This is a genomic window from Maribacter corallii (assembly GCF_047345415.1).
Classification (GTDB): Bacteria; Bacteroidota; Bacteroidia; order Flavobacteriales; family Flavobacteriaceae; genus Maribacter_C.
Genome location: NZ_JBLFEP010000001.1, coordinates 1112769 through 1138270 on the forward strand (window position 1 = coordinate 1112769; position 25502 = coordinate 1138270).

Here is a 25502-nt window from a genome sequence, read left to right on the forward strand (position 1 = left end):
AATTGTAATATACCAACACATGAAAAAAGCAATACTGACGGTAATCACGACAATCACACTAGGAAACAGTGCCTGTACCGCTCAAAACGACCTTAAAAAAGAACGCATTTCAGCAAAGGAACTGACGACATGGCAAACCCTAGACCTGGGGAAGACTTCGGTAAACGGCGAAGAATTGATTGTTGAGGAAACGGAAGGATCCGATGGCTACTTTTTGATCAGCCCCGATACCTACGAGGGTGATGTACAAATCAACTATCAAGTCAAGGCCCTATCGGAATCATCGGTCTGCATTGTATTGCTCTTTACTTCAGATATGGGTGATTCAGAAAACCTAACACTGCCGCCGGCAAATGCTAAAGGAAGGGATTTCTGGGACTGGCGCACGAAACTCGAGCATTACAACCTTACCTTTAATAATGCGTCACATGGAAACAAGCCGTTTTTCTTCAAAAATGTATCCCCATTCAAGAGAGGCTTTTATCAAACATTACCGAATACCATTATGAAAACCCAGGAGTGGAATAGTGTTGAAATTGGGAGGAAAGGCACCCATATGTGGTTCAAACTGAACGATAGCATCGTTTTTGAGCAAGAAGATTGTAACCCCTTGTCGGCCGGACATATGATTTTCAGGATAAGTGGGACCACGGGAGAGGAGACCATCTTTGCCAAAATAGCCCTGAAGGACTTGGTGATCGCACACTGATAATTATGTAATTTACACCTCTATTGGAACATAAAACCCCATATGCGAAGTTTATTCGGCTTGAGCCCCTATTGCATCTATTTCTATGGGGCATGGTACTCTTATATCCGTATATAAAGTATATGAAACGGGAGGGTGGATATGCGATGTCATTTGCACATGAACTCAATGCCTTGGTATTTAAAATGACCATTTCCTATTTTCTTTATTTCTGGTTCTTTCCGAGGCTGGGTCAAAGAAAATACTATGCCTTGGCGCTATTGGTATTGGTGGGCAATACCTTGTGCTACGAATATACCGATGGGTTTTTTCATTCGGGAGACACCCATTTCTGGCAGCACTTCGCGACCAATCTATTGACCCATGTGAGTTTCGGAATTATTTTTTTCACCTTGTTCTCCATCAAAAACATCTACCGTCAGCAGCGAAGTCTTGAGGTGTTGCAACAAGAAAAGAACCGCGCTGAAATGAAGGCCTTGAAATCACAGATCAATCCACACTTCTTGTTCAATACCCTAAATACCATTTATGCCAACGCCCTCAAAAAAGAGGAAAACACACCAGAATTGATCCTCAAGCTATCGGACGGGTTTCGGTACTTATTTCATGAAGGGCAACAAGAACAGGTAAGCCTGCAGCGCGAAGTTCAGCATTTAAAAGACTATATTCATCTACAAGAAGAACGGTTAGCGGATAAGGTCAAGGTCACTTTTTCTACGGAAATCGAGTATTCGGAAAAACAAATCGCTCCCTTATTACTTATTCCCTTCGTGGAAAATGCCTTTAAATATACCAGCTTGCTAAAAGGGAAAAACCATCAGATCAACATCGCGATAGCGGCCAGCGAAACCGATTTTTCCTTTCATTGCGTAAATCCGTTCAATACTGCCGGGCAGCAGGAAGTAGACCTCGGTTGGGCGACCAGTGGTGTCGGCATTACAAATGTAAAAAAGAGATTGACCCTCCTGTATCCAGAAAGACACCATTTGGAAATAGCGGAAGAGCAAAATCGCTACAGCATAAAACTTGCCATACAGTTATGATGCAGTGTATCATTTTAGAGGATGAAAAATCGGCCCGCGAAGTGCTGCTCAGCTACGTTCAGAAGACACCCTTTATTCAGTGCTCGGGCAGTTACGAAAGTGGTTTGGACATTCCACCGAAGGAATTGCAAGAGGTTGATATTTTGTTTCTGGATATTCAGCTGCCAGAAATCAACGGCTTGACTTTTCTAAAAACCCTTCGCAACCCGCCCAAGGTCATCTGTACTACTGCCTATTCGAACTATGCTGTGGCCGCCTTTGAGGAAGCCGTCACCGATTATTTGGTAAAGCCTTTCTCCTATGAACGGTTTTTTAAGGCCGTCACAAGGGTACGGGAACAGCTATCACATCAAAAAAAGGAAAAGAACGACCGGCTTTTTCTTTACGCGGACAAGACCATGTATTCAGTGGTCACGAATGAGATTTTATTCATCAAGGCCGAAGTCGACTATGTAAAGGTGGTCACCCAAGAACAGGAAATTTTGATTTTGGATAGCCTTCGCAACTGGAAAGAAAAACTGCAGGGGCTATCCTTTGTTCAAGTGCATCGTTCCTATATCGTCAATACCAAAAAAATACAGAAGGTCTATGGCAATCTGATTTTTCTTGGCGCAGTTGAAATTCCCATCGGAAAGACCTACAAAGAAGCCTTTTTTAAGGCAATCGAATAGCTCGTTTGACCGTAATCGTTATTTAACAGGATGGTATCAGTGACCGGTTTCCGGAAGTTCGTCCGTCTTACTCAGTGATACCAACCCTCCTAAAGCTCCAAGGTTCATGGAATCCAATGCGGAGCTAGGCACAATAACCATTGACCCCTTTTCCTTCAGACCTTCGAACAACATATTCATGCCCCTTAGGTGTAGGGCCACTGGGTTTTTCTTATACTGCTCACTGGCTTCAGAGAATTTGTAGGCTATCTCTGTTTCGGCCGTCCCAAGAATCACTCGTGCCCGTCGCTCTCGTTCCGCCTGAGCTTCCTTACTCATGGCATCCGCCAGATCTTGGGGAATAATAATGTCTTTGATTCCTACGGTTTGGCAGGTAATGCCCCAAGGATTTGTATTCTCATCCAGCACCTTCTGCAGATCATCGGCAATTTTATCCCGCTCTTGAAGAATGTCCGACAGTTCATGTTTACCGATGATATCGCGTAAGCCCGTTTGGGCAATATAAAAAATAGCCCTTTCGTATTCCTGCACTTCGAGCGCGGCCTTTTCAACATCCCAGACCGTCCAATACACTACGGCATCAACATTGACGGGAACAGTATCCTTGGTCAAGGTCTGTTCGGCCTTAAAATCCGTGACGCGTACCCGTTGGTCAATATACTTGTCTATCTGATCGATGATGGGAATGATAAAAAATATTCCAGGTCCTTTAAGGCCATTGAATTTTCCCATGCGAAGTACTACCGCTTTCTCCCATTGATCCGCAATATGAATGGATCGCGCTATGAATAGTGCAATCAATATCAATACCGCCAAGACTGCGATGTCGATGACATCAAAATAATACAATACAAAAGAGATTGCCGATAGTACAAGCATCACCGTGCCCGAAATGGGGTTCCATAGGTTTTTCTTTATTGCCTTCATTTTACAGTTGTTTTTGAAGTTGTTTTATAATATCAGTTACCGAAAATCCATAGGTAAAAGCAATTGTGGAAAATTCGTGACAAATCTCCGTCAGTTTTTTGTCTTTTTCTTCAGGGGGTATTTCCAATTCGATGTGGCTTATAAAAGTGCCCGTGCCCTGGTGGGTTTCGAGTATATCTTGAATCTCTAACTCCTTGTACGCTTTGGCAATGGTGTTGAGGTTCACTTTCAATTCTACGGCCAATGCCCTTACGGTGGGCAACTGTTCTCCTGTTTTTAGGCTTCCTGATGCAATACCGAACCGGATCTGATCAATAATCTGGCGGTAAAAAGGGGTTCCGTTCTTAGGGTCCAAGCGAAAAGCGATCATTATACTATTATATTATTGTACTATATGTATAGTACAAACATACAACTTTTTTTTTAATTGCCAAAAGGAGTGCTTTTCAGAACATCTCTTAGGTTGAGATACTGTAGCTCCAATTGAATTGCTAACTTTAGGGGCAACCCGCCTAAAAACACTTTATGAAACTCGTACGCACCACCCGAAAATCACTGTTGGCCGTCTTTGCCATTGTTTTGTCAACATTCTTCCTTCAATGTAAAAATGAACCGAAAGAAAGCCCTGCAGCGCCCATCAATGAAACCCTGTTAGAGGCGCCTGAAGGCTTTTCGGTATTCGAAATCGGTACCGAATTAGGCGCTGTTCGACATTTGACCGTAGCCAATAATGGGGATGTCTATGCCAATCGCTCCGTACTCAAGAACGGAAAGAGCATCGTTCGGTTAAAATATACCAACACCGAGGAATCTCCTTATGAACAAGAGGAATTTGCCGAAGTTCCCGGAACTGGAATCTTGGCAACGGATAACTACCTGTACGCCTCTTCGAATTCCGGTGTGCATCGTTATGCCTTGAACGAAAACCATGAAATTGTCGATGCTAACAATCCACAAACAATCGTAGATGGCCTCATCGATATGGGACGCGACAATGCCAAACCGTTTACTGTCGATAGTGATGGCAACCTTTATGTCACCATCGGTTCGTGGAATGATGCCTGTCGCGATACGGAATCGGATGCGGGCATGATCCCTTGTACGCTCTTGGATTCTGCTGGGGGTATTTGGAAATTCAAGGCGGATCAGCTCAACCAGACCTATGCCGATGGCACCCGATATGCTACCGGTCTTAAAAATGCTGTTGGCATCACATGGAACTTCCAGACCAACTCTTTATTTGCCACCGATCACGGACGGGGCGGGTTGCACAATTTTTATCCGGATCTTTATAGCAAAGAACAAGACGATGCACTGCCTGCCGAAACTTTTTACGAATTACAGGAGAACGACAATGCCGGTTGGCCCGAAACCTATTATGACCCTATCCAAAAGAAACGGATTCTCGCACCGGAGTATGGCGGTGACGGAATACAATCAGGAGGCGAAGATGCCATTGCCCCCATCATGGCATTCCCTGCACATTTAGGTCCGAATGACGTGTTGTTCTATACCGGTGACCTATTTCCGGAACGTTACAAGAATGGGGCCTTCATTGCTTTTCACAATCAATCGAAACCACTTAACAAAGGCTTCTTTGTAGCCTTTGTTCCCTTTAAGAATGGAGCTCCTGATGGCGATTGGGAAATTTTCCTCGATAACTTCGCGGGAATGGATTTGGCCAACCCAACGGAAGGCGACGGACTGAAACATCGCCCCTGCGGACTGGCTCAGGGGCCTGATGGCGCCTTGTATGTCTGTGATGACTTTGGCGGCAGTATTTTTAAGGTAACGTATTAGCAGCAGGAGACCGCCTCCTTAACCATTGTTACTCTTCCTTTATAAAGTCCTTTCGTAGTCGAACCGGGCTGTCCGGCACCTTGTTGATCAGCTGCCTTTTCCCGTTCTTTTTAACCAATTCAAAGGCATCATACAGTGTTCCGATAGGTGTGTACGCGCCATACGTAATCGTGTCTTCAGAAACTGTTATGATTTGGAACAATTGGGTGAACTCTCCCCTGCGTACCATCCAATCTTGGTCTTTTGATTCGTACATTTTAGGTCCGCTTACCGAAACGGCATACATGGTTCCCACATCATTGACAACGGTCAGTCCCTTTCCTTCATTCTCGGCAAAGCCCCTGGAATAGGTATGATCATGGCCCTGCAAGACCAAGTCGACCTTATAGGTATCTAGTAGTGGTTTTAGCGTCTCCCGGAGCACTTTGTTGTCTCTCCCCTTGGCCGTAGAGAAAATGGGATAATGCAAGGTGATGGCCGTCCATTTTTTGGTATTGTTCCGTAATATCGAATCAAGCCATTTCACCTGGACCTCACGCGATTCTTCATACTCATCGAACGCCACCGCGTCTAGTGAGATCATTTTCAAATTTTGGTAGTCGATGGCATAACAGGTCTCTTTTACGGCGGTTGTTGGTCCGTTTTCAGGCAAGGTAAACTGGGGTTTCCATAAGGAAGACAAGACCCCGTCTCTATATTCGTGGTTTCCGGGAGTCATTATACTAGGAATCGTAGCATGGATGAAACTTCCGGCATAAAACCATTCGCCCCATTCCACATTGGCATCCCTATCGTTGATCAAATCCCCGGCATGTAACATAAAATCCACATCGGGGAATTGACGGTATGAATTGCGGATAACACGTGACCACATGGATTTTACACTATTCTGGGCATCCCCAAAATAGATAAAACTGAAGGGTTCGTCAGCGGTATCACTTGCGGTGGTCGTCTGAAACCACTCACTCCAAGTCCCCAACGCTTTCGATCCATCGCCTACCCGATACACATAAGTGGTATTGGGCTGAAGTCCTGAAACCACGGCCGAGTGAAAAACAGCCTTGACCAAGGGTTCTCGACTGTTCTGATTTTCAAATCGCTCAGAAACCGCTTTCACATGGCGTATCCCACTTAACAAAAACCCAGGGCCATCAGTGGCCTCGGCAATCTCTACATATCCCGTAGCTATTTGCTGGTCAGTACGCCAATTTACGGCAAAACTATGGGCAGGGTCTGCCGTAAGGTTCGCGATGATCCGATCCGGGGTTTTGGAAGGGAACAGCAGCTTATGTGAAACTATGCTGTCATGGCTATGATAATGTGAATGTCCTTCTGCTACGGGCGTCTGACCGTAAGCCGTATCGTGGTTTAGAAAAGAAGCGAGTAACAGCGCGATCAGGCTACCTACACCAGAAAAAAACCGCACGTTCATTGGATTTGATTTCATACGCACTAAAGTAGTTTTATTTGGAATACAAGGCCAACTTTCAATGCCATGTTGTTGTTAAGAAATTGAAATAGTTGGAAAGGTGGTTTTGTGGGCCGGGTTACACAGTCAAGAAAACAAATTGTCGAAATCAACACTTGGCAAATGGTACTATCTAATTTTGAATAGTCCTAAAAAGCGTAGATTTTTCGGGACTACTTGTAACGGTTTGGCTATGAACAGTATGGGAGCAAACTAGCGTTTGCTTTCCGCTAAGCTCAAAGCGAAATCTTTTTGCCTGCCTGCCGGCGAGGCAGGTTTTGTTTTTTTCCTGTCTAAAGCAAAATCCCATCCCGATAGCGATAGCGATTGCGGTCTTCATAAAAATACACAAATCCTGTGATCCTGCAGGCAGGGAGGTAAGCCCGAAGCCCGTATTGTTTATAGGTTGTGTTGTGAGTAGTTATTTTGTATTTATTTTATTCCGATGCTTTTATGATTTTCGGATTTCTAAAGCATTAGTAAAAAAAGTTTTCCGTTCTTATGAATGTTCAATAAAATTCTAGTCCAGCAGTTTCCAGAGCTGATTCTATAAATTGCTTTTCACGAATGCAATTACATCTTGTTCGTATTTTTCGAGTGCTTCATCATTTGCTCCTTGATAAGCAACAAATGCAATTGTATCGCCTCTTCTTACCGTAACTTTTTCTAGAGGGCCTTCAAATAATAAGTGTCCTGCATTTTCATAAAAAATTAGTTTAATAGGACGATTTTTTTCTTGAAGCGATTTCGTCCAACTTTCTATTGAAATAGGTGAAGTAGGGTAAGTTCTTGCCCACACATAATCTGTAGCTGATTTTCCGGCCCAGGTATCTAATTCACCAAAGGGAATAATTGTGGGAATCTTGAAATCTCCAAGAGGATATCCTGTAGCTGCCGGAGCTTCCGATATAATTCCCTTAATATTATTGTTTTTTAGCTCACTACCTGCATATAAAACCACCCTGCCACCATTTGAGGCGCCATAAAGGAAAATATTTTGATTATCCCAACGGTCATCATTTGCAGCATAGTCAACCGCTCCTTTGAAAACATTCCAAATTAGATTTTGCTTGCCATTGTTTGTTACTTTACGAGTAACAAATTCCCAATCTAAACCGTTCATTTCGTATGCATCAAATGATATAGTAGCAAAACCATTTCTCCTAAACATCTCAACCCTGGCACGGTCATCGTCGCGATAACCAGCACCACCATGTGCGTATATTATTATAGGTGCTTTTTTTTCTTTATCAGGAATCCAAATATCAACGGACTTGTGGTCGTGTTCAAATTCCGAAAATGGTTCTAGGGTCGTATACCAGCCTCTTGAACCTACTTGTTTAAGTTCTGCCATTTGAGGAACAACTTTGCATCCAAAAATTATGAATGCAAAAAAGAGAATGAACAGTAGTTTTTTCATTGTATCGGTCTTTGAAGATATCTTAAAGACTGATTTTTTTATAAAGCGTTGCAAAATTGTTTGCAACCTTAATCTTTGCTTGTTTTATTGTTTGACAGCTGGTCCAAATAGGGTTTGTAGATTCAATCGTCCCCTTTTTTGTAATTACCCACAACGGTTGGGCTAAGCGTAGTGCGGAGGCAAGGAAACTTTTCGTTTCCGTCTACGCACGAAGCTAAAGCTTATTGTTTTGCTTTTTCTTTTTTTTGTCCAAAGCTAAATCCATAAGATTTAGCGACATTCTAAATATACTCAAACATTCCTTTTAGCTCTAAAGCCCTCATTACGTTTAGGTTTTGTCAGCAATAGTTTTTATCTCTTTACCAGCTAAGGTTTCGAAATTATAATAAGTATTAGTCTCGTACATTCTGAAGACTTTTTTTAAATCGCTTTGATTAATTCTTTGAATAAGTTTTTGAATTTCTTCATCTGAAATTGACTTATCCGCAAATACTCTCAAATGCATGTCAGATTCTAATTTTAGTTGATGATATTCATCTAATGGCTTGAGGTTTTGTTTGAATTTAATAATGTCGTTTTTAATTGAATCTAGTCCATTACCATATTCTGAGACAATAGCACTTTTATTATTAATGGTTCCAATAAAAATTTTAAGACCATATTCACTAGATAGACCAATACGTTCAACTTTGGTGTCATTGGGTAATGTAAATTTCACTCCACTTTTTTTACTCAAGAAATCAAAATAGTTTTCTGCTCTTAGTAAGTTGAAATTTCTATCTATTGTTGAATCGTTAATCTTTTTAAAGGAAAGAGTATTGTTGTTTTTAGAAAGAAAATATTCTATAAACATTGTTTTTGTTGAATCTTTTTTAAAAGTCTGATAAGGCCATTGTTCAATGTAATCAAATTCAATTTTGGATTCGTCCGCTGTCCATTTTACAGTCTGAGTATTGCCCTCCATAAATATTAGACTATCTGGGTGAAAGTACATTCTGGTAAATCCATCATTCTCCAGTCCGTACCACTTTCCATTTATTTCTTTTTCAAAAGAATTTTGTCCACACGATAAGAGTGTCAATATTGGGCTAAGAATCAATATGTAAATTTTCTTTTTCAAAATTATTGCTAACGTCTCGGCTATGATTAGTGCGGTGCGGAAATCCGAGGGATTTCCAGCTAAACGCTAAGCAAAAGCTTTTGGTTTTCTTTTTTCTTGTCCAAAGCTAAATTCATAAGATTTAGCGACTTCATAAATATACACAGACCTTTCGGTTAAGCCCTAAAGTCCACATTACGTTTAGGCTTTGTTGTAACACGTTTTATTCCGCAAGTATTGTGTCCGTCATTTTTGTTAAGTCTTCGGCTAATATTTTGTCCAACCCGAAATCTTTTGCTAATTCTAGATATTTGTCCAAGTCTCCGTTGTTTATAATAGCTGTAATTTCTTGCTTTAACTCTACAAATTCTTTTTCGCCTTCTAGTTCTTTATACATTTCAATCTGTTCTTTTACACCATCTGTATCGAATTCTGGAAAGTTAACAGATAACATTGCAACCCAATGACTGAATAGTTGTTCAGGATATTTTTTATCGAGTTTCATTTTATCTATTAGAGTATATTTTTCCCGTTATTTTGTTTGGAATCCAATTTCGTAAATCATCAATTTCTTTTTCATTTAGGCAATCAATCATAACCCCAACATTAGGTTTTCCTTCTTCAACTCTAATTCCAGTATCAATTCCCTTTATTTTTCGGTCTAATATTTGTCCGTTAAAGTCAAATCTGATTAAATCTCCAGTCATAAAATCGCCATCCAAAATATGACCTGAGAAAACAATTCCTCTTCCAGTTATTTTAAAAGTATCGTGAATTTGGTATGTTGCAATATGTTTCATTAAATGTGTTACAACGGCTGGGCTAAGCGTAGTGCGGGGGCAAGGAAACTTTTCGTTTCCGTCTACGCACGAAGCTAAAGCTTATTGTTTAGTTTTATTTTTTCTTGTCCAAATCTAAATCCATGAGATTTAGCAACATTATAGACTTACACAGACCTTTCGGTTTCGCTCTAAAGCCCGCATTACGTTTAGGTTTTGTTAGCATACGTACTTTTTTCTACGCAACTATTTTTTTCCATTTGTCCGTTTCCGCAAAGTCTTTTACGATTCTATTCCGTTCCGTTAGTAAGTCCGTCATATATTTTAGTAAAAACAGCTTGTCCGCCAATTTTCCTAGGATTCCAAAAGGTGATTCATAGTCAAAATAGTCCGTCATCAAAGTCTCTCCATTCAAGTCCTTAAAATGATGTTCGTGTCTGAAACTTTTGAAAGCTCCTTTAACCATTTCATCTACGAACAGATTTGGGCGTTCAAATTCCGTAATCTTTGAAGTCAATTTTTGATAAATTCCAAAGTGTTTTGCTCTCCACGTAACCGATTCATCCATTCCAATTAGTCCGCTGGTTTTTCCAGCGATTGCAGTTTCGTTTGTATGTTCCGTAGAGATTTTATGTAAGTCAATACTCCTTGAAAGGTCGAATACGATTTCTTTGCTTGCTTTGATTTCTGTTTTTAGTGTGATTTTTGGCATTTAACCTTTCAGATAAAGTATTAATATAAATAACAAAACAGTTCCTAATCCAACTTCAAAAGAATATTTGTGCCTACGATAGTCTTTCCAATTTCCTTTAAACAAGTTGAAAGCCCAAATCACTAGACCGCCTAAACTGCTTAAATTTCCAAATCCTCCTCCCATAGGTTTTTTTTCAGTATGTGTGCTAACGGTTCGGCTATGATTAGTGCGGTGCGGAAATCCGAGGGATTTCCAGCTAAACGCTAAGCAAAAGCTTTTGGTTTTCTTTTTTCTTGTCCAAAGCTAAATTCATAAGATTTAGCGACTTCATAAATATACACAGACCTCTCGATGCAGCCCTAAAGTCCGCATTACGTTTAGGTTTTGTTGTATGCAGTTTTTCTTCCAATATTTTTATGTCTCCAAACTTCATATAAATAACAATCAGCGTGATGTTCAGCAGGATTGTTAATCGGCAATTTCGTTTGAATTTTTTTTACTTTCTCGTAATCAGAAATCAGACCGAATTCATTTAAGTCAGTTGGTGCAAATGTTTCGTCAAATCCGCCACAATTAGTTAAAGCACTAATGTCTCCATCTTTTTCAATTAGGTCGTATCCGACAAATTCAAATTCAGTTTCTAATTCCGCTTTTTGTTCGTTCGGTTCTTTGATTACTGCTAAAAAATTAAAGTGGTCTAAATCCTTTACTTTGCTTAAAACATATTCTCTGGAATTGAAAAATACAGTTACTATGTTTTCATCAGTTACGATATAATTCCAATTGTCTTTTGAGTCAAAATCAGGTTTAAACGCAAGTCCATTAAGCATCCCATCAAGGGAGACTAATTCGGTCAGATGAGTCAGTTTTGACCATTCTATATATTTCCCCCAACTGAATTCATCTCCTGTTTCGGAATCATAAATTTCTAACGCGGTATAGTATATTTCGTTGGTCATTCAAATTGCATACAACGGCTGGGCTATGATTAGTGCGGCGCAGAAATCCGACCGATTTCCAGCTACGCGCTAAGCAAAAGCTTTTGGTTTTGTTTTTTCTTTTTTTGTTCGAAAGCAAAATCCCAAAGATTTTGCGACCTCATAAATATACACAGACCTTGGCGTAAAACCCGAAGTCCGGATTAATTATAGGCTTTGTTACCACACGTTTTTATTTATTCCGATTAGTTTTTTTATTACTTGATTATATCGGAACATAATTCTAATTTTTTCACGAGTTGGGTCAAAATAGTACCTGTACTTTACTCCGTATTCAGCCTCTATTTGTTTTCTTCTTTTTGCTGACTCCTCTGATGGCCAACATACAGCAATACCAAGAAGTTCACGCTTTCCATTGTTGAAATTTGTTTCTGCTTGTTGTTCATTGAAACTACTGAAAAAATTAGGTTCTAAAATAGAATCTCGGTAAACAGCTAATTTTTTATCAGATATTCGAAGTTTTAAAGTGTCTCGAATTTCGTTAAGGTCAAAATGAAATTCTCCATTGAGAATAGGTGAGTGGTCATTTACCGTAATTCGGATGGAATCGTTTAATGTGGTTCTGATTTTAAAAAGTCCAGAAGAATCAGTTTTGAAGTCAGTTGTATTATATTCATCCTGAACCTTAATTTGATGCTCCTTGTTGGTCAAGTTCTCAATTGTCCCATCAGAAGAGGATTCCAAAATTTTCCATTCGTTTTCAACTGACTTATAGATTTCAACCTTTCCGACAACTTCTTTTTGTGAGTAAATATTTTGCTGGAAATAGAAAAGAATAAGTATGTAGTAAATGTTTTGCAACTCCTTCAATTGTTTATACTATTGGCACAAGTATAGTGCCAGAATCTGAATGTTAATTCTTTTCTCGATAAGTTGAAGTAAATGTGTGGTAACAATTGGCTAAGAGTACCTAGGTACTCTTATATCTATTTTAGCCATAAGTTATAAATAATCTCAATTATCCGAGCATTAGGGAGAATAGGTTATTGTAAACGGTTAATATTCGTTTACAAATATTTGTAACGTGATAACTTTACATTACCCAAAAATCGCAAAAAAAGTTCGTTTTAGGGAACTATCAAAAAATAGCTGCCAACGGTTTTGGCTATAATACCGTTGTGGGCTTGAAGTAGTCTCATTAATTCACCTTTTACGGGAGAATTCTTAAATCTCTGTGGCACAAAGTAGAGCCAAACCATTTGTCAAACAAAGTTTTGTTTAACTACTTTCCTTAAAAAACAACCGCAGAATTTGAATTGAAAAATTTGTTGTTCAGATGTTGTACTGCCAAAGAAAACAAGAAACCCCTCAATTTCTTGAAGGGCTTATTGACATTGATGTGGTCCCACCTGGGCTCGAACCAGGGACCCTCTGATTATGAGTCAGATGCTCTAACCAACTGAGCTATAGGACCAAAAATCGGACTGCAATATTACAGCTATTTTTAAAGATTGCAAAGTATTTCAACCGCTAGTCTTCTATTTCTTGACAAAGCTCGACCAACACCCCATTCGAAGATTTGGGGTGTAAAAAAGCGACCCACTTATTGTCTGCACCCCGTTTGGGTTCTTCGTTCAATACGACAAACCCCTCCGATTGCAAGCGTTTGATTTCGGCTTTTATATCGGTCACGGAAAAAGCGATATGGTGCACCCCCTCGCCTTTCTTCTCCAAAAATTTGGCAATCGGGCTTTCCTCGTTCAGGGCTTCCAGCAATTCGATTTTGTTGGGTCCGGATTGGAAAAAAGAGGTGCGTACCCCTTCCGAGGCGACCGCCTCGATTTTGTAATGCGGAGTGCCCAGTAGTTTTTCGAACAAGACGTTCGAAGCCTCTAGGTCTTTCACCGCAATTCCGATGTGCTCTATTTTGTCCACTATCTTCGTTTAAACCCCTAAAATACACAATATTGTACGTATTTTTGCCCTATGGAAACACAACGTCAGAAAAAGATAGCCACCGTTATTCAAATGGATATCGTTGATATTTTACAGCGTGCCGCCATTGATGGTGGCTTAACGGGAACGTTGATTTCGGTGTCAAAGGTGTCCGTTACCTCAGATCTTTCCATCGCAAAAATCTATATCAGTATTTTCCCTGGAAAGCAAGCTCAGGAACTTCTTGAGGGGATCCAATCAAATACACCCCTCATTAAACATGAATTGGCACAACGTACCCGAAATCAATTGCGTCGGGTGCCAGAGCTGCTATTCTATCTATATGACTCATTGGACTATATCGAGGGTATTGAGCAGTCGTTAAAGGGCGAAGAGAACCCGGTAAAGAATCCTGATTTATTGGAGAAGCGCAAAAAGTCATAGGTTGAACTTTCCGTTATACATAGCGAAGCGATATGTGCGCTCAAGAAGTAGCCAGAATGCCGTAAATATCATCAACTTTATCACCTTCTTGGTTATTGTCATCGGTTCGGCAGCCTTGTTTCTCGTGCTATCGGGCTTTGCGGGGCTAAAGACCTTCAGTCTTTCCTTTACCAACGCTTTCGATCCCGACCTGAAGGCACAACCGGCCATCGGAAAGGTATTTTCAATTACTCCGGAACAAGAAGAACGTTTGGCGAATATCGCCGGCCTTGCTTCTTATTCAAAGGAAATCGAGGAAAAGGTAGTGCTGTCCTTCGATAAAAAAATGGACATCGCGAATATCAAAGGGGTCGATTCAAACTATACCGTAACCACCGGAGTGGACAGTACGGTCTATTGGGGCTCTTGGAGTACGGATTATCAACAAGGTGTTGCGGGCAATGGTATCATGCGGACATTGGGGTTGGCCATCGATCGAAAGCCGGTTAAGGTCCTAGCCTTAAAACCGGGTACGGGTTCTTTGGTACAGGGCTCGACTACTACCGATATGTACAATGTACTACCCTTGCAAATCAGTGGAGTCTATTCGGTTGAGGCTTCTTTAGACGATATGTATGTCTTTTTAGACTTGGGCCTGGCACAAGCACTGTTGGAAAAAGACAGTACCCAGGTCTCAGGAATCAGTTTTAAAATGAAGCCCGATAGCGACGAGAATTCCGTTCGGGAAGCTATAGGTACTATTCTGGGAGATGACATCCTATTAAAAAATAGACAAGAACTCAACAGCAACCTCTATCGCATGTTGAATACCGAGAACATTGCCGCTTACCTCATTTTTACCCTGGTGTTGATTATCGCCCTCTTTAACGTGGTCGGTGCCATTATCATGATGATCCTTGATAAACAGGAAAACTCCAAAACCCTCTTTAGTTTAGGAGCTACTTTAAGGGAATTGCGCCGTATTTACTTTGTGCAAGGGGTATTGGTCACTACTTTCGGTGGCCTTATTGGGGTGCTGTTAGGGTCTATCCTTATTGGTTCCCAATTGGCTTTTGGCTGGGTCAAAATCGGAAGTATCGACTATCCGGTGGAATATCAATTACAGAATGTACTGATTGTACTGGGTACAATCATTGTTTTAGGTGTCATCGCTTCTAAAATCGCTAGTAGTCGTATCAATCAGAAGCTTTTAGCCGCCTAGAAATTACGGTTTTAATCAGATAAAAGAAGCGCTCGGTTCTCCTTTCCAAGCTAGGAGGCGCGGAGTTCAAATTCGTAATCCCCAAACTTCTCGAGCACCTCATCAAAAGCGGCGAACACATCGAACGAATCATCACTGGTCACCATTTTCATTCGATAGGGTTTGAAGTCGGGAATTCCTTTAAAATAATTGGTGTAGTGTCGACGTGTTTCGAAAACCCCCAATTTTTCCCCTTTCCAATCAATGGCCATTTGCAGATGGCGCCTGGCAGCTTCAACACGTTCCGACATCGTTGGTGGGGCGGCATGCATTCCCGTTTCAAAGAAGTGCTTCACCTCTTTGAAAAACCACGGATAGCCGATACTGGCACGGCCGATCATCGCCCCATCAAGACCAAATTCATCGCGCATTTTCATGGCCGCTTCCGGAGAATCGACATCCCCATTTCCAAAAACGGGAATGTGCATTCGCGGGTTGTTCTTTACCTCGGCTATAGGTATCCAATTCGCATGGCCCTTATACATCTGGGCCCGTGTACGCCCATGAATGGCTATGGCTTGGCAACCGACATCTTGTAATCGCTCGGCCACTTCAACGATTTTAATAGAATCATCGTCCCATCCCAAACGGGTTTTCACGGTGACGGGTAATTTGGTGTGGTTTACCATGGCCTTGGTCAAGGAGACCATTAGATCAATATCTTTTAAGATTCCGGCGCCGGCGCCTTTGGAAACCACCTTTTTTACCGGACAACCAAAATTGATATCGATGATATCGGGTTTGGAGGCCTCAACGATTTCTACCGAACGGAGCATGGAGTCTAAATTCGCACCGAAAATCTGAATCCCTACCGGACGCTCTTTTTCATAAATATCAAGTTTCATAACGCTTTTGGCCGCATCGCGGATGAGTCCTTCCGAAGAGATGAACTCCGTATACACTACGTCGGCCCCCTGCTCTTTGCACAAAGCGCGAAAGGGAGGATCGCTTACATCTTCCATGGGTGCGAGCAACAAGGGGAATTCCGGAAGTTGTATATCTCCTATTTTGGGCATTTTTCCTTTAGTACTTTTTCGGGGGGCAAATTTAAGCAAAAATGTCTGAAAATCCTTGAATTCCCTATTGCTATTGGACTTGTGGCTTTTTTTCAATTCGCCAAGCCCTGTAGGTGCCGTCTGAGCAGTTTAACAACCGGGCCATTCCAAATACTGCCTAGAATCCTTATATTTATGGGGATTCCGCTTTGAGTGAAATTCAATCAAGCGAAAAATAAGATGTAGAAGCGACCGGAAAGCTATGTGGAAAAGAAACAGACTGCCCTTCGCCTTGTTCATGACACTATGGTTCGTGAGTTGTGGGGTAGACAAGCCAAAGGAAGTACTAGTTGTGGAAGCCCAACTACCTGAGGTCATTGATTTTAACTACCACATCAAACCTATTCTTTCAGATCGTTGCTTTGCCTGCCACGGTCCTGACAAACAGCATCAGAAGGCAAGTCTTCGATTAGACATTGCCGATTCGGCCTTTGCCCCCCTCAAATCGGGAAACGGGTTTGCCATCAAGCCCGGTAGCTTACGAAAGAGCGAGGTTTACCACCGCATGGTCACTTCCGATCCAGAGCTCGTCATGCCGCCCCCTGAATCGAACTTGTCGTTAAGCCCCTTGGAAATCGCCTATATTTCTAAATGGATAGAGCAAGGAGGGGAATACAAAAGGCACTGGGCTTTTGCCAAACCCGAAAAAAAAGAAGTTCCCATAAATGGTAAGGACTGGGGCAAAAATGAAATCGACAGGTTTATCGCCGCAAAATTGGACGCCCATACGATTGCGCCTTCTCCCGAGTCACGTAAAGAGGTGTTGATCCGAAGGCTTTATTTTGACCTTATCGGACTCCCACCTTCCCTTGCGGATATTGACCGATTAATGGCCGATCAACGCCCCGATTATTACGAAAAATTGGTCGATAGTCTGCTGGCGCTTCCTGCCTATGGCGAGCGCATGGCCGCACACTGGCTTGACGTGGCCCGTTTTGCGGATAGCGAAGGCTATCTCGATGATTTTCACCATGAGTTTTGGCCCTACCGAGATTGGGTCATCAAGGCCTATAACGAAAACCTTCCCTATGACGATTTTATTCTTTGGCAGGTCGGTGGTGATCAACTTCCCGGGGCCCGCGCCGAACAACGTCTTGCTACAGCCTTCAATCGGCTGCACAAACAAAACTCGGAAGGTGGAGTCATTCCTGAGGAGTTCCGGGTAGAGTATGTCGCGGATCGTACCAACACGGTCGGGACGGCATTTCTAGGGTTGACCGTGGCCTGTGCCCGATGTCACGACCACAAGTATGACCCTATTTCGCAACAAGATTATTTTGAGCTTTTCAGTTTTTTCAATAGCACTGTAGAGCGCGGAGATGCCATCTTTGCCTACAATGCCGTAGAAAATGGCAATGATATCCCGAACGAACTCGCCATGAACGCAGGCCCTGTGATGCCCGTGCCCAGTGATGAAAACGTAGCTGACATCTATAAGTTTCTTCAGCGAGAGGTGCAACAAAAATCGTCTGGAATTATAGAAAAGCGCAAAGCAAACGAACCACTGGCCCTAGACTGGATCGCTGAAAAGCCCAGTAGAAAAACCCTCGAAAAGGTAGTCGATGAAGCCACTATGGTGGCGTTGGATTTTGAACACTCGGCCAATGGAACCAGTAAAGACGGTGCCAAGGGTTCAAAAGATGCACGGTATTATGGTCACGCCTTTGTACCTGGAAAAAAAGGGCAGGCCTTACAATACCAAGAAGGACAATTGATTGCCGACGGCAGCCGCATAAGCTTCGAGCGAATGGATCCTTTTACGGTCAGTTTTTGGATCAAGACCCCGAAACAATTCGATGAAGCGCGGGTGTTCTACAATGGAAATGGTCGTATTCAAGGGTATCGCGGCTGGGAAGTCGTGCTCGATAGTGCTAAACTTTCCTTTCGCCTCAATCATGCCCATCCTTATCAGTCCATCGATATTCGCCTAAAAAAAGAGCTGCCCTTAAACGAATGGCATCATTACGTTTGGACCTATGATGGCTCGAGTAAGGCGGCCGGAATGAAAATATTCGAAAACGGAAAGCGTATCGCGGTGGATACCATCAGAGACCATCTGTACCGTTCCGCAAAACCGTATGAAGATAAGAGGGCTACGGTATACATGCATTATCAAGGGCTTATCTTAGGAGCCAGTCATTATGATCAACACTTTGACGGAGGATATATTGATGATTTTCAAGTGATGAATCGGGAAGCAGGCGAACTGGTGGCCAACTATTTGTATGATAAAACACAGGGGGTCCGTTCCTTTGAGGAAGCTGTGAGTAGCAAATCGAAAAGCGCCAAGGAGTTTTTTGCCCTGCACCTAGATCAAGAATTGGAGACGGAAAGAAAAGAGCTGCAGGTACTGCAAAAACGCGAGTTGCAAACGATAGATACCGTTCAGGAAATTATGGTCATGGGCGATTTGGACCGCGAACGACCTACTTTTATTTTAGATCGAGGTGTTTACGATGCCCCTAGCAAACAGGTGTCTAAAGATGTCCCGGAACGTATTCTTCCATGGCCCGAAGAACTGCCCCGCAACCGCTACGGCCTAGGAAAATGGCTCATACATGAAGATCATCCGCTCACGGCCAGGGTCGCAGTCAATCAGTTGTGGTATTTGATGTTCGGTAGAGGTCTGGTAAAAACAAATGGTGATTTTGGCAATCAAGGAGCACTACCCAGCCATCCGGAACTATTGGATTGGCTAGCGGTCGATTTTATTGAAAATGGATGGAACGTAAAACGCCTGCTTCGACAAATGGTGACCTCAGCAACCTATAGACAGTCTTCGGTGGTGCGTGAAGACCTGAAAGATATTGATCCCGATAATGTATTATTGGCCCGGAGTCCCCGCTATCGAAGATCCGCAGAAATGGTCCGTGACAATGTATTGGCCGCGAGCGGCCTACTCGATTCCGTAGTTGGGGGGAAATCGGTATTTCCTTACCAGCCCGAAGGATTGTGGAGCGAGACCATCAGTCACCCCTTTTTTCCCGATTACGAGGTCGATTATGAAAAGGGGCTCTACCGTCGAAGCTTATATACGTTTTGGAAACGCAATGTTCCTGTCCCAGCCATGTTGGTCTTCGATGCTTCAAATCGAAGTGAATGCCAGGTACAACGACAACGAAGCAACACGCCGTTGCAGGCCATGGTCTTGTTGAACAGTCCGCAAGTCATCGAGGCGTGTCGGGTGCTTTCCGAAAAGACTTGGAGGACAAGCGATAACAAGCTTTCCATGGCCATAGACCGCATTTTTATGTCGCTTACCGGTCGTCACCCTACGAAAAAAGAACAGCAAATATTGCTTCGACAGTATCAAGAGGAAAAGGATTATTTCACAAACGCTCCATTGGAAGCCAGAAAGTTTTTGGCGATTGGAGCTCAGCAAACGAACTCCGACCTACCGGTGAACACCGTCGCAGCTTTGGCCAGAGTGGCGAACACGGTATTGAATTCTACCGAAGCCTATTATAAAAACTAAGGATGATGGATTACGAAAAAGAAATCAAACAGGCACAGTATTTTCAGAATCGTCGAGAATTTCTAAAGACCACTAGCCGCGGACTGGGTAGTCTGGCCTTGGGCAGTCTGCTTTTTCCTGATATTATGAGTGCTCAAAAGTCAAAGACCGCCCAATTACCATTTTCAAATGGAGGAGGGGCTCTCCCGCGATTGCATCACACGCCGAAAGCAAAACGAGTGATCTATTTATTTCAAAGTGGAGGGCCGAGCCAATTAGAGCTCTTCGATTATAAGCCCGAACTGATCAAACGTTGGGGTGAAGAGATTCCCGATTCCGTAAGAAACGGACAACGGGTATCGGGTATGTTGGCGGCCCAGTCGAGCTTTCCCCTAGTGGGGTCTAAGTTCAATTTCAAGCAACATGCGACTACCGGTGGTTACTACAGTTCGCTAATGCCTTACACTTCGGAGATTGCGGAGGATATCTGCATGATCAATTCAATGCATACGGAAGCGATTAACCACGAGCCTGCTGTGATTTTTATGCAGACCGGATCCCAACAAACGGGCCGGCCGTGCATCGGGTCGTGGATGAGCTATGGGCTTGGGAGTTCAAACAAAAACCTGCCCTCGTTTGTAGTGCTACTTTCGCAGGGGAAAGACGATGCCCAAAGCCTGAACATGCAAGCCTGGAATAGCGGCTTTTTACCCTCGCATCATCAGGGGGTACAGTTTCGTTCCGGAGCCGATCCGGTGCTCTATTTAGGGAATCCGCCAGGAATCGACCGTAAAAGTAGAAGAAGGGAGTTGGACTATTTGGCCGAACTGGAGGCGGAGCAAAAAAAGGTCTGGGGCGATACTGAAATCGATTCCAAGATCAGCCAATATGAAATGGCCTATCGCATGCAAACCAGTGTGCCCGACATCGCCGATCTATCAAAGGAACCAGAACATGTGTTTGACCTCTATGGTCAAGATGCCCGTATTCCCGGCACCTACGCATATAACTGCCTAATGGCTCGCCGCTTGGCGGAACGTGACGTGAATTGCATTCAGCTCTATCATATGGGTTGGGATCAACATGGCAATCTTCCCCGGGAAATCGTACGCTTGGCCAAATCTACCGATCAAGCATCGGCAGCCCTCGTAAAAGACCTCAAACAAAGAGGTTTATTGGAAGATACTTTGGTCATCTGGGGAGGAGAGTTTGGCCGTACCAGTTTCTCTCAAGGAAAATTGACCCAAGAAAATTATGGAAGGGATCACCATCCAAGGTGCTACAGCACCTGGATGGCAGGTGCCGGAATCAAAGGAGGTCAAGTCTATGGCAAAACCGACGATTTTGGATATAACATTATTGAAAACCCGGTACATGTACATGATTTTCAAGCAACCATGCTGCATCTATTGGGTATTGATCACGAAAGATTCACTTTTAAGCACCAAGGCCGCCGCTACCGCCTGACCGACGTTCATGGTCATGTGGTGAAGGATATTCTGGCTTAAGTAGCAATGACAAATAACACTGAACATTTTAAAAATACGCACTGCAGACCCTTTCTTAATCCCCAACTAATAATTGATTTCCCGTCCATACTTTTAAACCTTATTAGGAATTTCTGCCTAATCATTACGTATCTTGCCTTCAATTTCTTTTTTCAAAAGAACGAGTAAGATGAAAAATACCTATTTACTCTTTTTGTCCATGTTTTTCTTATCTAGCTGTTCCAAAAGCGAGGATTCCTCTATTCCTGAGATTGAACAAATAGAAGAAGTTGTAATAGAAGAAGTTGTAATAGAAGAAGTTGTAGTTGAAAATATATTCGAGGGGTCGGTAAAACTAACAACACAACTTGAGGTAGATAAGTTCGGGGAATCCGAATATACTGGCATTTCAGAAACTCTTAGAATAGAAGGTACCGATATCAAGGACCTATCCGGTTTGAACACACTTAAATCCGTTAAGGATTTATTTATATTGGATTGTGAAAATTTGACTTCTCTTAACGGATTGGAAAATATCAGTGGCCGATTGGACCTGGTGATTTTGAGCGACAACGACGCACTGACATCCCTTAGCGCCTTAAATAATATTATTGAGGTTCTGTCGCTAGAGATTAAGGGCAATGATGGATTAGAGAACCTATCTGATTTTGACAACCTTGAAAAGGTTGGGGGAAATTTGATCATATTGGCAAATCAGGGACTAAAATCAATTGATGGGTTTAAGAATATAGAAACGGTTGGTGGAGACTTTGAAATATTTAATCATTATGAATTAGAAGTAATAAACGGACTCCAAAAACTTAAATCGATTGGCGATAAGTTTTGGATTGCACATAATCTGAAGTTAATTTCAATTGATAATTTCAAAAATTTAGAAACTGTAGGTTCTGAAATCGAAATAAGACGAAATGAGCTCATCACTTCTTTAGAGGGTCTTGAGAAAATTACCATCTTGAAAACACTTCAAATTTCGGAAAACAATGCACTCAAAAGCCTTAAGGGACTTGAGAACTTAAAGCAGGTATTATCCGATTTAGGTATACATAACAATGCTACTCTAGAAACATTAGAACACTTAGCAAACCTTGAATCAGTAGGGTTTATAATGGGCGTTACAGCTCACGACAAGCTAAGTACTTTGGATGGGCTGAACAATCTGAAGGATTTTGGATCTCGATTCAACTTAAAACTGAATTCATCCTTAGCCGATTTCTGTGCTATTAAACCTCTTCTTGAGTCTACTGAGGATTTATCCAAAGTTGAAATAGAGTCTAACCTGTTTAATCCAACCCCACAAGAAATTATTCAAGGAAATTGTACTCAATAGGATTTTATGGCATAAGAATCTTTGTACTTCAACTAGTGGTTTAGTACATTCATTTTCTGAATATCATCGGAAGTCCCTAATAAAGTTGAGCTGCCCATGCCGTTATCTTTTTCCTTACCTTTTGAACCCATACTGTTCGGTATAAAATTGAACATGCACCTGATACTGGAGTATCTGGCGTTTTTCATTGCTTTTCGGTACTATGTGGTGCTTCGTAAGAAGAGTTCTGATACCATCTCGTCGAACAATCGATTGTCCATCATTATCGGGGCAATTTTCGGGGCGTTGTTTCTTTCCAGATTGGTCGCTTTCTTTGAAAATCCACCATTGCATCTGCAACAGGGGTGGTTGGTTTTATTGAACAACAAGACCATTATGGGCGGACTATTCGGAGGCCTTCTAGGCGTTGAACTAGCGAAAAAGATCATTGGTGAAAAACAATCTTCCGGAGACCTGTTCACCCTTCCCATTATCGTTGGAATCGCTATCGGACGTATCGGTTGTTTTTTAGCCGGCGTCAAGGAATTCACTTATGGTAAAGAAACCGATTCGTTCTTGGGTATGAATTTAGGTGACGGCCTACTTCGACACCCCATTGCACTCTATGAATTGGTCTTCTTGACCGTACTCTTCATCGCCATCGGAAGAATACAAAAACTATCCGAGCCTCCCCAGCCCGGAACTTCCTTTAAAGTTTTTATGATCGCCTATTTCGGATTCCGGTTTTGCATCGAGTTTCTCAAACCGAATACCTTTTTCGTTCTCGGTCTGAGCAGCATCCAAATATTATGCTTAATTTGTTTTAGCTACTATTCTAAAACCATTTTTCAAGGAATGCTCTATGCCGGAAAGAAACTACACCTATTATGATTTTACATTAAGCTTATGCCCGGATTGCCTTCGCCGGGTCGATGCTAAGATCATCTTTGAAAACGACAAGGTGTATCTCTTGAAACAGTGCAAGGAACACGGGAGAAGTAAAGTGCTCATTGCCGATGATATCGAGTACTACAAGAATATTCGTAACTATAACAAAAAATCGGAATACCCCAAGACCTTCAATACCAAAACACACTATGGCTGCCCCTATGATTGTGGCCTTTGTCCGGATCACGAGCAACATTCTTGTTTGACCGTGGTCGAAGTGACCGATCGTTGCAATCTGACTTGCCCGACCTGTTATGCGGGGTCATCACCCACCTATGGAAGACACAGGACCCTTGACGAAATCAAAAAAATGCTCGATGCGATCGTAAAAAACGAAGGGGAACCCGACGTGGTGCAGCTCAGTGGTGGTGAGCCGACCATTCACCCTGATTTCTTTGATATTTTAGACTATGCCAAAACGCTGCCCATACGGCATTTGATGGTCAATACCAATGGCATCAAAATCGCTAAGGATTTTGCCTTTGCGGAACGCTTAGCGACCTACGCCCCAGACTTTGAAATTTATCTGCAATTCGATTCCTTGGATAATCAGGTGTTGCAGACCTTACGTGGGGCCGACTTAGCGGAGGTTCGGCTCAAAGCGATCGAAAACCTCAACAAACTCAACTTATCGACGACCTTGGTAGTCACCCTACAAAAGGGATTGAACGATCATGAAATGGGCCAGACCATCGACTTTGCCCTGAAGCAAAAGTGTATTCGTGGTGTTACCTTCCAGCCCACACAAATTGCAGGTCGCCTAGAAAATTTCGAAGTCGACGAAAACCGGATTACCCTGACCGAGGTACGCCGAAAAATATTGGAACAATCGCCGATCTTTGAGAGTGACGATCTGATTCCCGTACCCTGTAATCCTGATGCGTTGGTCATGGCCTATGCCCTGAAGTTAGGGGATGACGTAAGCCCACTGACGCGATACATCAACCCGGACGACCTACTGAACGAAGGGAAAAATACCATTATCTATGAGCAAGACGAGCAGTTGCACGGTAAGATGATCGACCTCTTCAGTACCGGAAATTCGGTGGAAAAAGCTTCTGAGAATTTAAAGAGTATCTTGTGTTGTCTTCCAGAAATCGATGCGCCCGAACTGGGCTATGACAACCTCTTCAGAATCATCATCATGCAATTCATCGATGCCCATAATTTTGATGTGCGTGCCGTCAAAAAATCATGTGTGCACATTGTAAATAAAGATTATAAAATTATTCCGTTCGAGACCATGAATCTATTCTATCGCGATGATAAGATAGCGCGATTGAACGAATTAAAAGCAGAAGTGTAATGGGGTTATTGGTGCTTATCGTATTAATGCTAGGGCCTCCCGTTATTTTTTTGATTTTGGCCATTGTCTTCTTTGCTCAAAGAGATGCTAAAAAAGGCAAGTTGTTTCTCATTCTCATGGGTGTCTATCTATTGATCTCCTTTGGGATTTGCGGCATCATGTTGGCCAATTTCAGTCTGGATACAAAGTGAACTGCCTCGCAGCATTGAAAGAAAACAAATTGAGCACATCCGCCTTAGCGTCCAAGCTGGTACATCTCGATTATCGAATACATCGAATCTTATGAAATCGACCCTACCTCTAGAAATTTATATCAGTGATTTAGCGGCAATCGGATTTTTTCTTTTCTTTCCGGCAGCTTTATTTTTGGTCATCGCCGTAATCCTGTTGATCGCGAAACAAAAGAAGGCAGCAAAGGTCTTGTTCATTATCGCTAGTTGCCTATTTATAATAGCTATAGGTGCCTGCGGATTCGGGGCCTAACATCACTTTAAACTCAACCCTATGATACTCCCCTTGGAAGTTGGAAATTTAGACGGACTTGTATTCTTGATCGTACTGGTCATGTTCGGACCTGCCCTTTTACTATTGGGCATTGGTCTTTTGGTCCGAAGGTCGAACAAAAAAGCTGCAAAGGTTTTTTATATATTGGCCGGTATTTATCTACTGGTCAGTTTGGGCATATGCGGCACCATGCTTACCGGGTATTGAGCCCCATCTAAGGTGCCCCTAACTTACTTCACCCTCCATTTAATGGG

Annotated in this window: 26 protein-coding genes and 1 tRNA gene; 14 read left to right on the forward strand and 13 right to left on the reverse strand. The window is 42.5% G+C overall.

Going from position 1 to position 25502, the window contains the following annotated elements:
• The first annotated feature begins 19 nt into the window (after positions 1–19).
• From ACKWCA_RS04970 to ACKWCA_RS04980, 3 genes are all read left to right on the forward strand, one after another.
• The gene (locus ACKWCA_RS04970; RefSeq protein ID WP_413977035.1) at positions 20–709 is read left to right on the forward strand and encodes a hypothetical protein; all 690 of its coding nucleotides are present in this window, start codon (positions 20–22) and stop codon (positions 707–709) included.
• Positions 710–831: 122 nt separating this feature from the next.
• A complete protein-coding gene (locus ACKWCA_RS04975; RefSeq protein ID WP_413977036.1) occupies positions 832–1752 on the forward strand; it encodes a sensor histidine kinase in 921 nt (306 codons plus the stop codon).
• Complete coding sequence (locus ACKWCA_RS04980) at positions 1749–2423, forward strand: LytR/AlgR family response regulator transcription factor (RefSeq protein WP_413977037.1); 675 nt, start codon at positions 1749–1751, stop codon at positions 2421–2423. Before ACKWCA_RS04975 ends, ACKWCA_RS04980 begins: the two co-directional genes overlap by 4 nt.
• Positions 2424–2459: 36 nt before the next feature.
• Here ACKWCA_RS04980 and ACKWCA_RS04985 read toward each other — a convergent pair whose 3' ends face one another.
• Positions 2460–3350, reverse strand: a complete 891-nt coding sequence (locus ACKWCA_RS04985) for a slipin family protein (RefSeq protein WP_413977038.1) — start codon at positions 3348–3350, stop codon at positions 2460–2462.
• A gap of 1 nt (position 3351) precedes the next feature.
• Positions 3352–3720 (reverse strand): GntR family transcriptional regulator, encoded by a 369-nt coding sequence (locus ACKWCA_RS04990; RefSeq protein ID WP_413977039.1) that lies wholly within the window; start codon positions 3718–3720, stop codon positions 3352–3354.
• A gap of 155 nt (positions 3721–3875) precedes the next feature.
• On the opposite strand from ACKWCA_RS04990, the gene ACKWCA_RS04995 reads away from it, so the two are divergent.
• The gene (locus ACKWCA_RS04995) at positions 3876–5150 is read left to right on the forward strand and encodes a PQQ-dependent sugar dehydrogenase (protein WP_413977040.1); all 1275 of its coding nucleotides are present in this window, start codon (positions 3876–3878) and stop codon (positions 5148–5150) included.
• Positions 5151–5178: 28 nt separating this feature from the next.
• On the opposite strand, the gene ACKWCA_RS05000 is transcribed toward ACKWCA_RS04995, so the two are convergent.
• The 10 genes from ACKWCA_RS05000 to mce all read right to left on the reverse strand — a co-directional run bounded on the left by ACKWCA_RS05000 (position 5179) and on the right by mce (position 13483).
• On the reverse strand, positions 5179–6597 hold the full coding sequence (locus ACKWCA_RS05000) for a purple acid phosphatase family protein (protein WP_413977041.1): 1419 nt from the start codon (positions 6595–6597) through the stop codon (positions 5179–5181).
• Between the two features lie 568 nt (positions 6598–7165).
• Positions 7166–8038 (reverse strand): dienelactone hydrolase family protein, encoded by an 873-nt coding sequence (locus ACKWCA_RS05005; protein ID WP_413977042.1) that lies wholly within the window; start codon positions 8036–8038, stop codon positions 7166–7168.
• Between the two features lie 328 nt (positions 8039–8366).
• Positions 8367–9158: a hypothetical protein gene (locus ACKWCA_RS05010; RefSeq protein ID WP_413977043.1), complete on the reverse strand. Its 792-nt coding sequence runs from the start codon at positions 9156–9158 to the stop codon at positions 8367–8369.
• A 202-nt stretch (positions 9159–9360) separates the two neighbouring features.
• Positions 9361–9642: a hypothetical protein gene (locus ACKWCA_RS05015; protein ID WP_413977044.1), complete on the reverse strand. Its 282-nt coding sequence runs from the start codon at positions 9640–9642 to the stop codon at positions 9361–9363.
• 1 nt (position 9643) lies between these two features.
• Entirely contained in the window at positions 9644–9937 is a 294-nt protein-coding gene (locus ACKWCA_RS05020) for a hypothetical protein (RefSeq protein ID WP_413977045.1), read from the reverse strand.
• A 217-nt stretch (positions 9938–10154) separates the two neighbouring features.
• Entirely contained in the window at positions 10155–10628 is a 474-nt protein-coding gene (locus ACKWCA_RS05025) for an SRPBCC family protein (RefSeq protein ID WP_413977046.1), read from the reverse strand.
• 359 nt (positions 10629–10987) lie between these two features.
• On the reverse strand, positions 10988–11569 hold the full coding sequence (locus tag ACKWCA_RS05030) for a hypothetical protein (protein ID WP_413977047.1): 582 nt from the start codon (positions 11567–11569) through the stop codon (positions 10988–10990).
• Positions 11570–11767: 198 nt separating this feature from the next.
• Entirely contained in the window at positions 11768–12418 is a 651-nt protein-coding gene (locus ACKWCA_RS05035) for a hypothetical protein (protein ID WP_413977048.1), read from the reverse strand.
• Between the two features lie 530 nt (positions 12419–12948).
• Positions 12949–13022, reverse strand: a tRNA-Ile gene (locus tag ACKWCA_RS05040).
• A 56-nt stretch (positions 13023–13078) separates the two neighbouring features.
• Positions 13079–13483, reverse strand: coding sequence for a methylmalonyl-CoA epimerase (mce, locus tag ACKWCA_RS05045; RefSeq protein ID WP_413977049.1), 405 nt, complete (start codon positions 13481–13483; stop codon positions 13079–13081).
• A 51-nt stretch (positions 13484–13534) separates the two neighbouring features.
• On the opposite strand from mce, the gene rbfA reads away from it, so the two are divergent.
• Together rbfA and ACKWCA_RS05055 are read left to right on the forward strand one after the other, a co-directional pair.
• Positions 13535–13927, forward strand: coding sequence for a 30S ribosome-binding factor RbfA (gene rbfA, locus ACKWCA_RS05050; RefSeq protein WP_413977050.1), 393 nt, complete (start codon positions 13535–13537; stop codon positions 13925–13927).
• Position 13928: 1 nt separating this feature from the next.
• Complete coding sequence (locus ACKWCA_RS05055; RefSeq protein ID WP_413977051.1) at positions 13929–15128, forward strand: ABC transporter permease; 1200 nt, start codon at positions 13929–13931, stop codon at positions 15126–15128.
• A gap of 50 nt (positions 15129–15178) precedes the next feature.
• Here the strand turns inward: ACKWCA_RS05055 and dusB are convergent, their stop codons facing one another.
• Entirely contained in the window at positions 15179–16183 is a 1005-nt protein-coding gene (dusB, locus tag ACKWCA_RS05060) for a tRNA dihydrouridine synthase DusB (protein WP_413977052.1), read from the reverse strand.
• 241 nt (positions 16184–16424) lie between these two features.
• On the opposite strand from dusB, the gene ACKWCA_RS05065 reads away from it, so the two are divergent.
• The 8 genes from ACKWCA_RS05065 (at position 16425) to ACKWCA_RS05100 (ending at position 25455) form a co-directional block, all read left to right on the forward strand.
• Positions 16425–19697, forward strand: a complete 3273-nt coding sequence (locus ACKWCA_RS05065; protein ID WP_413977053.1) for a DUF1553 domain-containing protein — start codon at positions 16425–16427, stop codon at positions 19695–19697.
• Between the two features lie 5 nt (positions 19698–19702).
• Complete coding sequence (locus tag ACKWCA_RS05070) at positions 19703–21184, forward strand: DUF1501 domain-containing protein (RefSeq protein WP_413977054.1); 1482 nt, start codon at positions 19703–19705, stop codon at positions 21182–21184.
• Between the two features lie 169 nt (positions 21185–21353).
• On the forward strand, positions 21354–22511 hold the full coding sequence (locus tag ACKWCA_RS05075; protein ID WP_413977055.1) for a hypothetical protein: 1158 nt from the start codon (positions 21354–21356) through the stop codon (positions 22509–22511).
• Between the two features lie 96 nt (positions 22512–22607).
• Positions 22608–23381 (forward strand): prolipoprotein diacylglyceryl transferase, encoded by a 774-nt coding sequence (locus ACKWCA_RS05080; RefSeq protein ID WP_413977056.1) that lies wholly within the window; start codon positions 22608–22610, stop codon positions 23379–23381.
• A complete protein-coding gene (locus ACKWCA_RS05085; protein WP_413977057.1) occupies positions 23353–24744 on the forward strand; it encodes a radical SAM protein in 1392 nt (463 codons plus the stop codon). The genes ACKWCA_RS05080 and ACKWCA_RS05085 overlap by 29 nt, the downstream gene beginning before the upstream one ends.
• The gene (locus ACKWCA_RS05090) at positions 24744–24935 is read left to right on the forward strand and encodes a hypothetical protein (protein WP_413977058.1); all 192 of its coding nucleotides are present in this window, start codon (positions 24744–24746) and stop codon (positions 24933–24935) included. Before ACKWCA_RS05085 ends, ACKWCA_RS05090 begins: the two co-directional genes overlap by 1 nt.
• A gap of 91 nt (positions 24936–25026) precedes the next feature.
• On the forward strand, positions 25027–25227 hold the full coding sequence (locus tag ACKWCA_RS05095) for a hypothetical protein (RefSeq protein ID WP_413977059.1): 201 nt from the start codon (positions 25027–25029) through the stop codon (positions 25225–25227).
• Positions 25228–25248: 21 nt separating this feature from the next.
• Complete coding sequence (locus ACKWCA_RS05100) at positions 25249–25455, forward strand: hypothetical protein (protein ID WP_413977060.1); 207 nt, start codon at positions 25249–25251, stop codon at positions 25453–25455.
• Positions 25456–25502 lie beyond the last annotated feature (47 nt).

What these genes read in the sequence shown, in the direction of transcription:
- ACKWCA_RS04975 (WP_413977036.1), top strand. Translation starts at nt 832, where the DNA reads ATGAAACGGGAGGGTGGATATGCGATGTCATTTGCACATGAACTCAAT.
- ACKWCA_RS05070 (WP_413977054.1), top strand. Translation starts at nt 19,703, where the DNA reads ATGGATTACGAAAAAGAAATCAAACAGGCACAGTATTTTCAGAATCGT.
- ACKWCA_RS05025 (WP_413977046.1), bottom strand. Translation starts at nt 10,628, where the DNA reads ATGCCAAAAATCACACTAAAAACAGAAATCAAAGCAAGCAAAGAAATC.
- ACKWCA_RS04980 (WP_413977037.1), top strand. Translation starts at nt 1,749, where the DNA reads ATGATGCAGTGTATCATTTTAGAGGATGAAAAATCGGCCCGCGAAGTG.
- dusB (WP_413977052.1), bottom strand. Translation starts at nt 16,183, where the DNA reads ATGCCCAAAATAGGAGATATACAACTTCCGGAATTCCCCTTGTTGCTC.
- ACKWCA_RS04995 (WP_413977040.1), top strand. Translation starts at nt 3,876, where the DNA reads ATGAAACTCGTACGCACCACCCGAAAATCACTGTTGGCCGTCTTTGCC.
- ACKWCA_RS04970 (WP_413977035.1), top strand. Translation starts at nt 20, where the DNA reads ATGAAAAAAGCAATACTGACGGTAATCACGACAATCACACTAGGAAAC.
- ACKWCA_RS05080 (WP_413977056.1), top strand. Translation starts at nt 22,608, where the DNA reads ATGCCGTTATCTTTTTCCTTACCTTTTGAACCCATACTGTTCGGTATA.
- ACKWCA_RS04985 (WP_413977038.1), bottom strand. Translation starts at nt 3,350, where the DNA reads ATGAAGGCAATAAAGAAAAACCTATGGAACCCCATTTCGGGCACGGTG.
- ACKWCA_RS05005 (WP_413977042.1), bottom strand. Translation starts at nt 8,038, where the DNA reads ATGAAAAAACTACTGTTCATTCTCTTTTTTGCATTCATAATTTTTGGA.
- rbfA (WP_413977050.1), top strand. Translation starts at nt 13,535, where the DNA reads ATGGAAACACAACGTCAGAAAAAGATAGCCACCGTTATTCAAATGGAT.
- ACKWCA_RS05075 (WP_413977055.1), top strand. Translation starts at nt 21,354, where the DNA reads ATGAAAAATACCTATTTACTCTTTTTGTCCATGTTTTTCTTATCTAGC.
- ACKWCA_RS05095 (WP_413977059.1), top strand. Translation starts at nt 25,027, where the DNA reads ATGAAATCGACCCTACCTCTAGAAATTTATATCAGTGATTTAGCGGCA.
- ACKWCA_RS05000 (WP_413977041.1), bottom strand. Translation starts at nt 6,597, where the DNA reads ATGAAATCAAATCCAATGAACGTGCGGTTTTTTTCTGGTGTAGGTAGC.
- ACKWCA_RS05090 (WP_413977058.1), top strand. Translation starts at nt 24,744, where the DNA reads ATGGGGTTATTGGTGCTTATCGTATTAATGCTAGGGCCTCCCGTTATT.
- ACKWCA_RS05100 (WP_413977060.1), top strand. Translation starts at nt 25,249, where the DNA reads ATGATACTCCCCTTGGAAGTTGGAAATTTAGACGGACTTGTATTCTTG.
- ACKWCA_RS05030 (WP_413977047.1), bottom strand. Translation starts at nt 11,569, where the DNA reads ATGACCAACGAAATATACTATACCGCGTTAGAAATTTATGATTCCGAA.
- ACKWCA_RS04990 (WP_413977039.1), bottom strand. Translation starts at nt 3,720, where the DNA reads ATGATCGCTTTTCGCTTGGACCCTAAGAACGGAACCCCTTTTTACCGC.
- ACKWCA_RS05015 (WP_413977044.1), bottom strand. Translation starts at nt 9,642, where the DNA reads ATGAAACTCGATAAAAAATATCCTGAACAACTATTCAGTCATTGGGTT.
- ACKWCA_RS05020 (WP_413977045.1), bottom strand. Translation starts at nt 9,937, where the DNA reads ATGAAACATATTGCAACATACCAAATTCACGATACTTTTAAAATAACT.
- ACKWCA_RS05065 (WP_413977053.1), top strand. Translation starts at nt 16,425, where the DNA reads ATGTGGAAAAGAAACAGACTGCCCTTCGCCTTGTTCATGACACTATGG.
- ACKWCA_RS05085 (WP_413977057.1), top strand. Translation starts at nt 23,353, where the DNA reads ATGCCGGAAAGAAACTACACCTATTATGATTTTACATTAAGCTTATGC.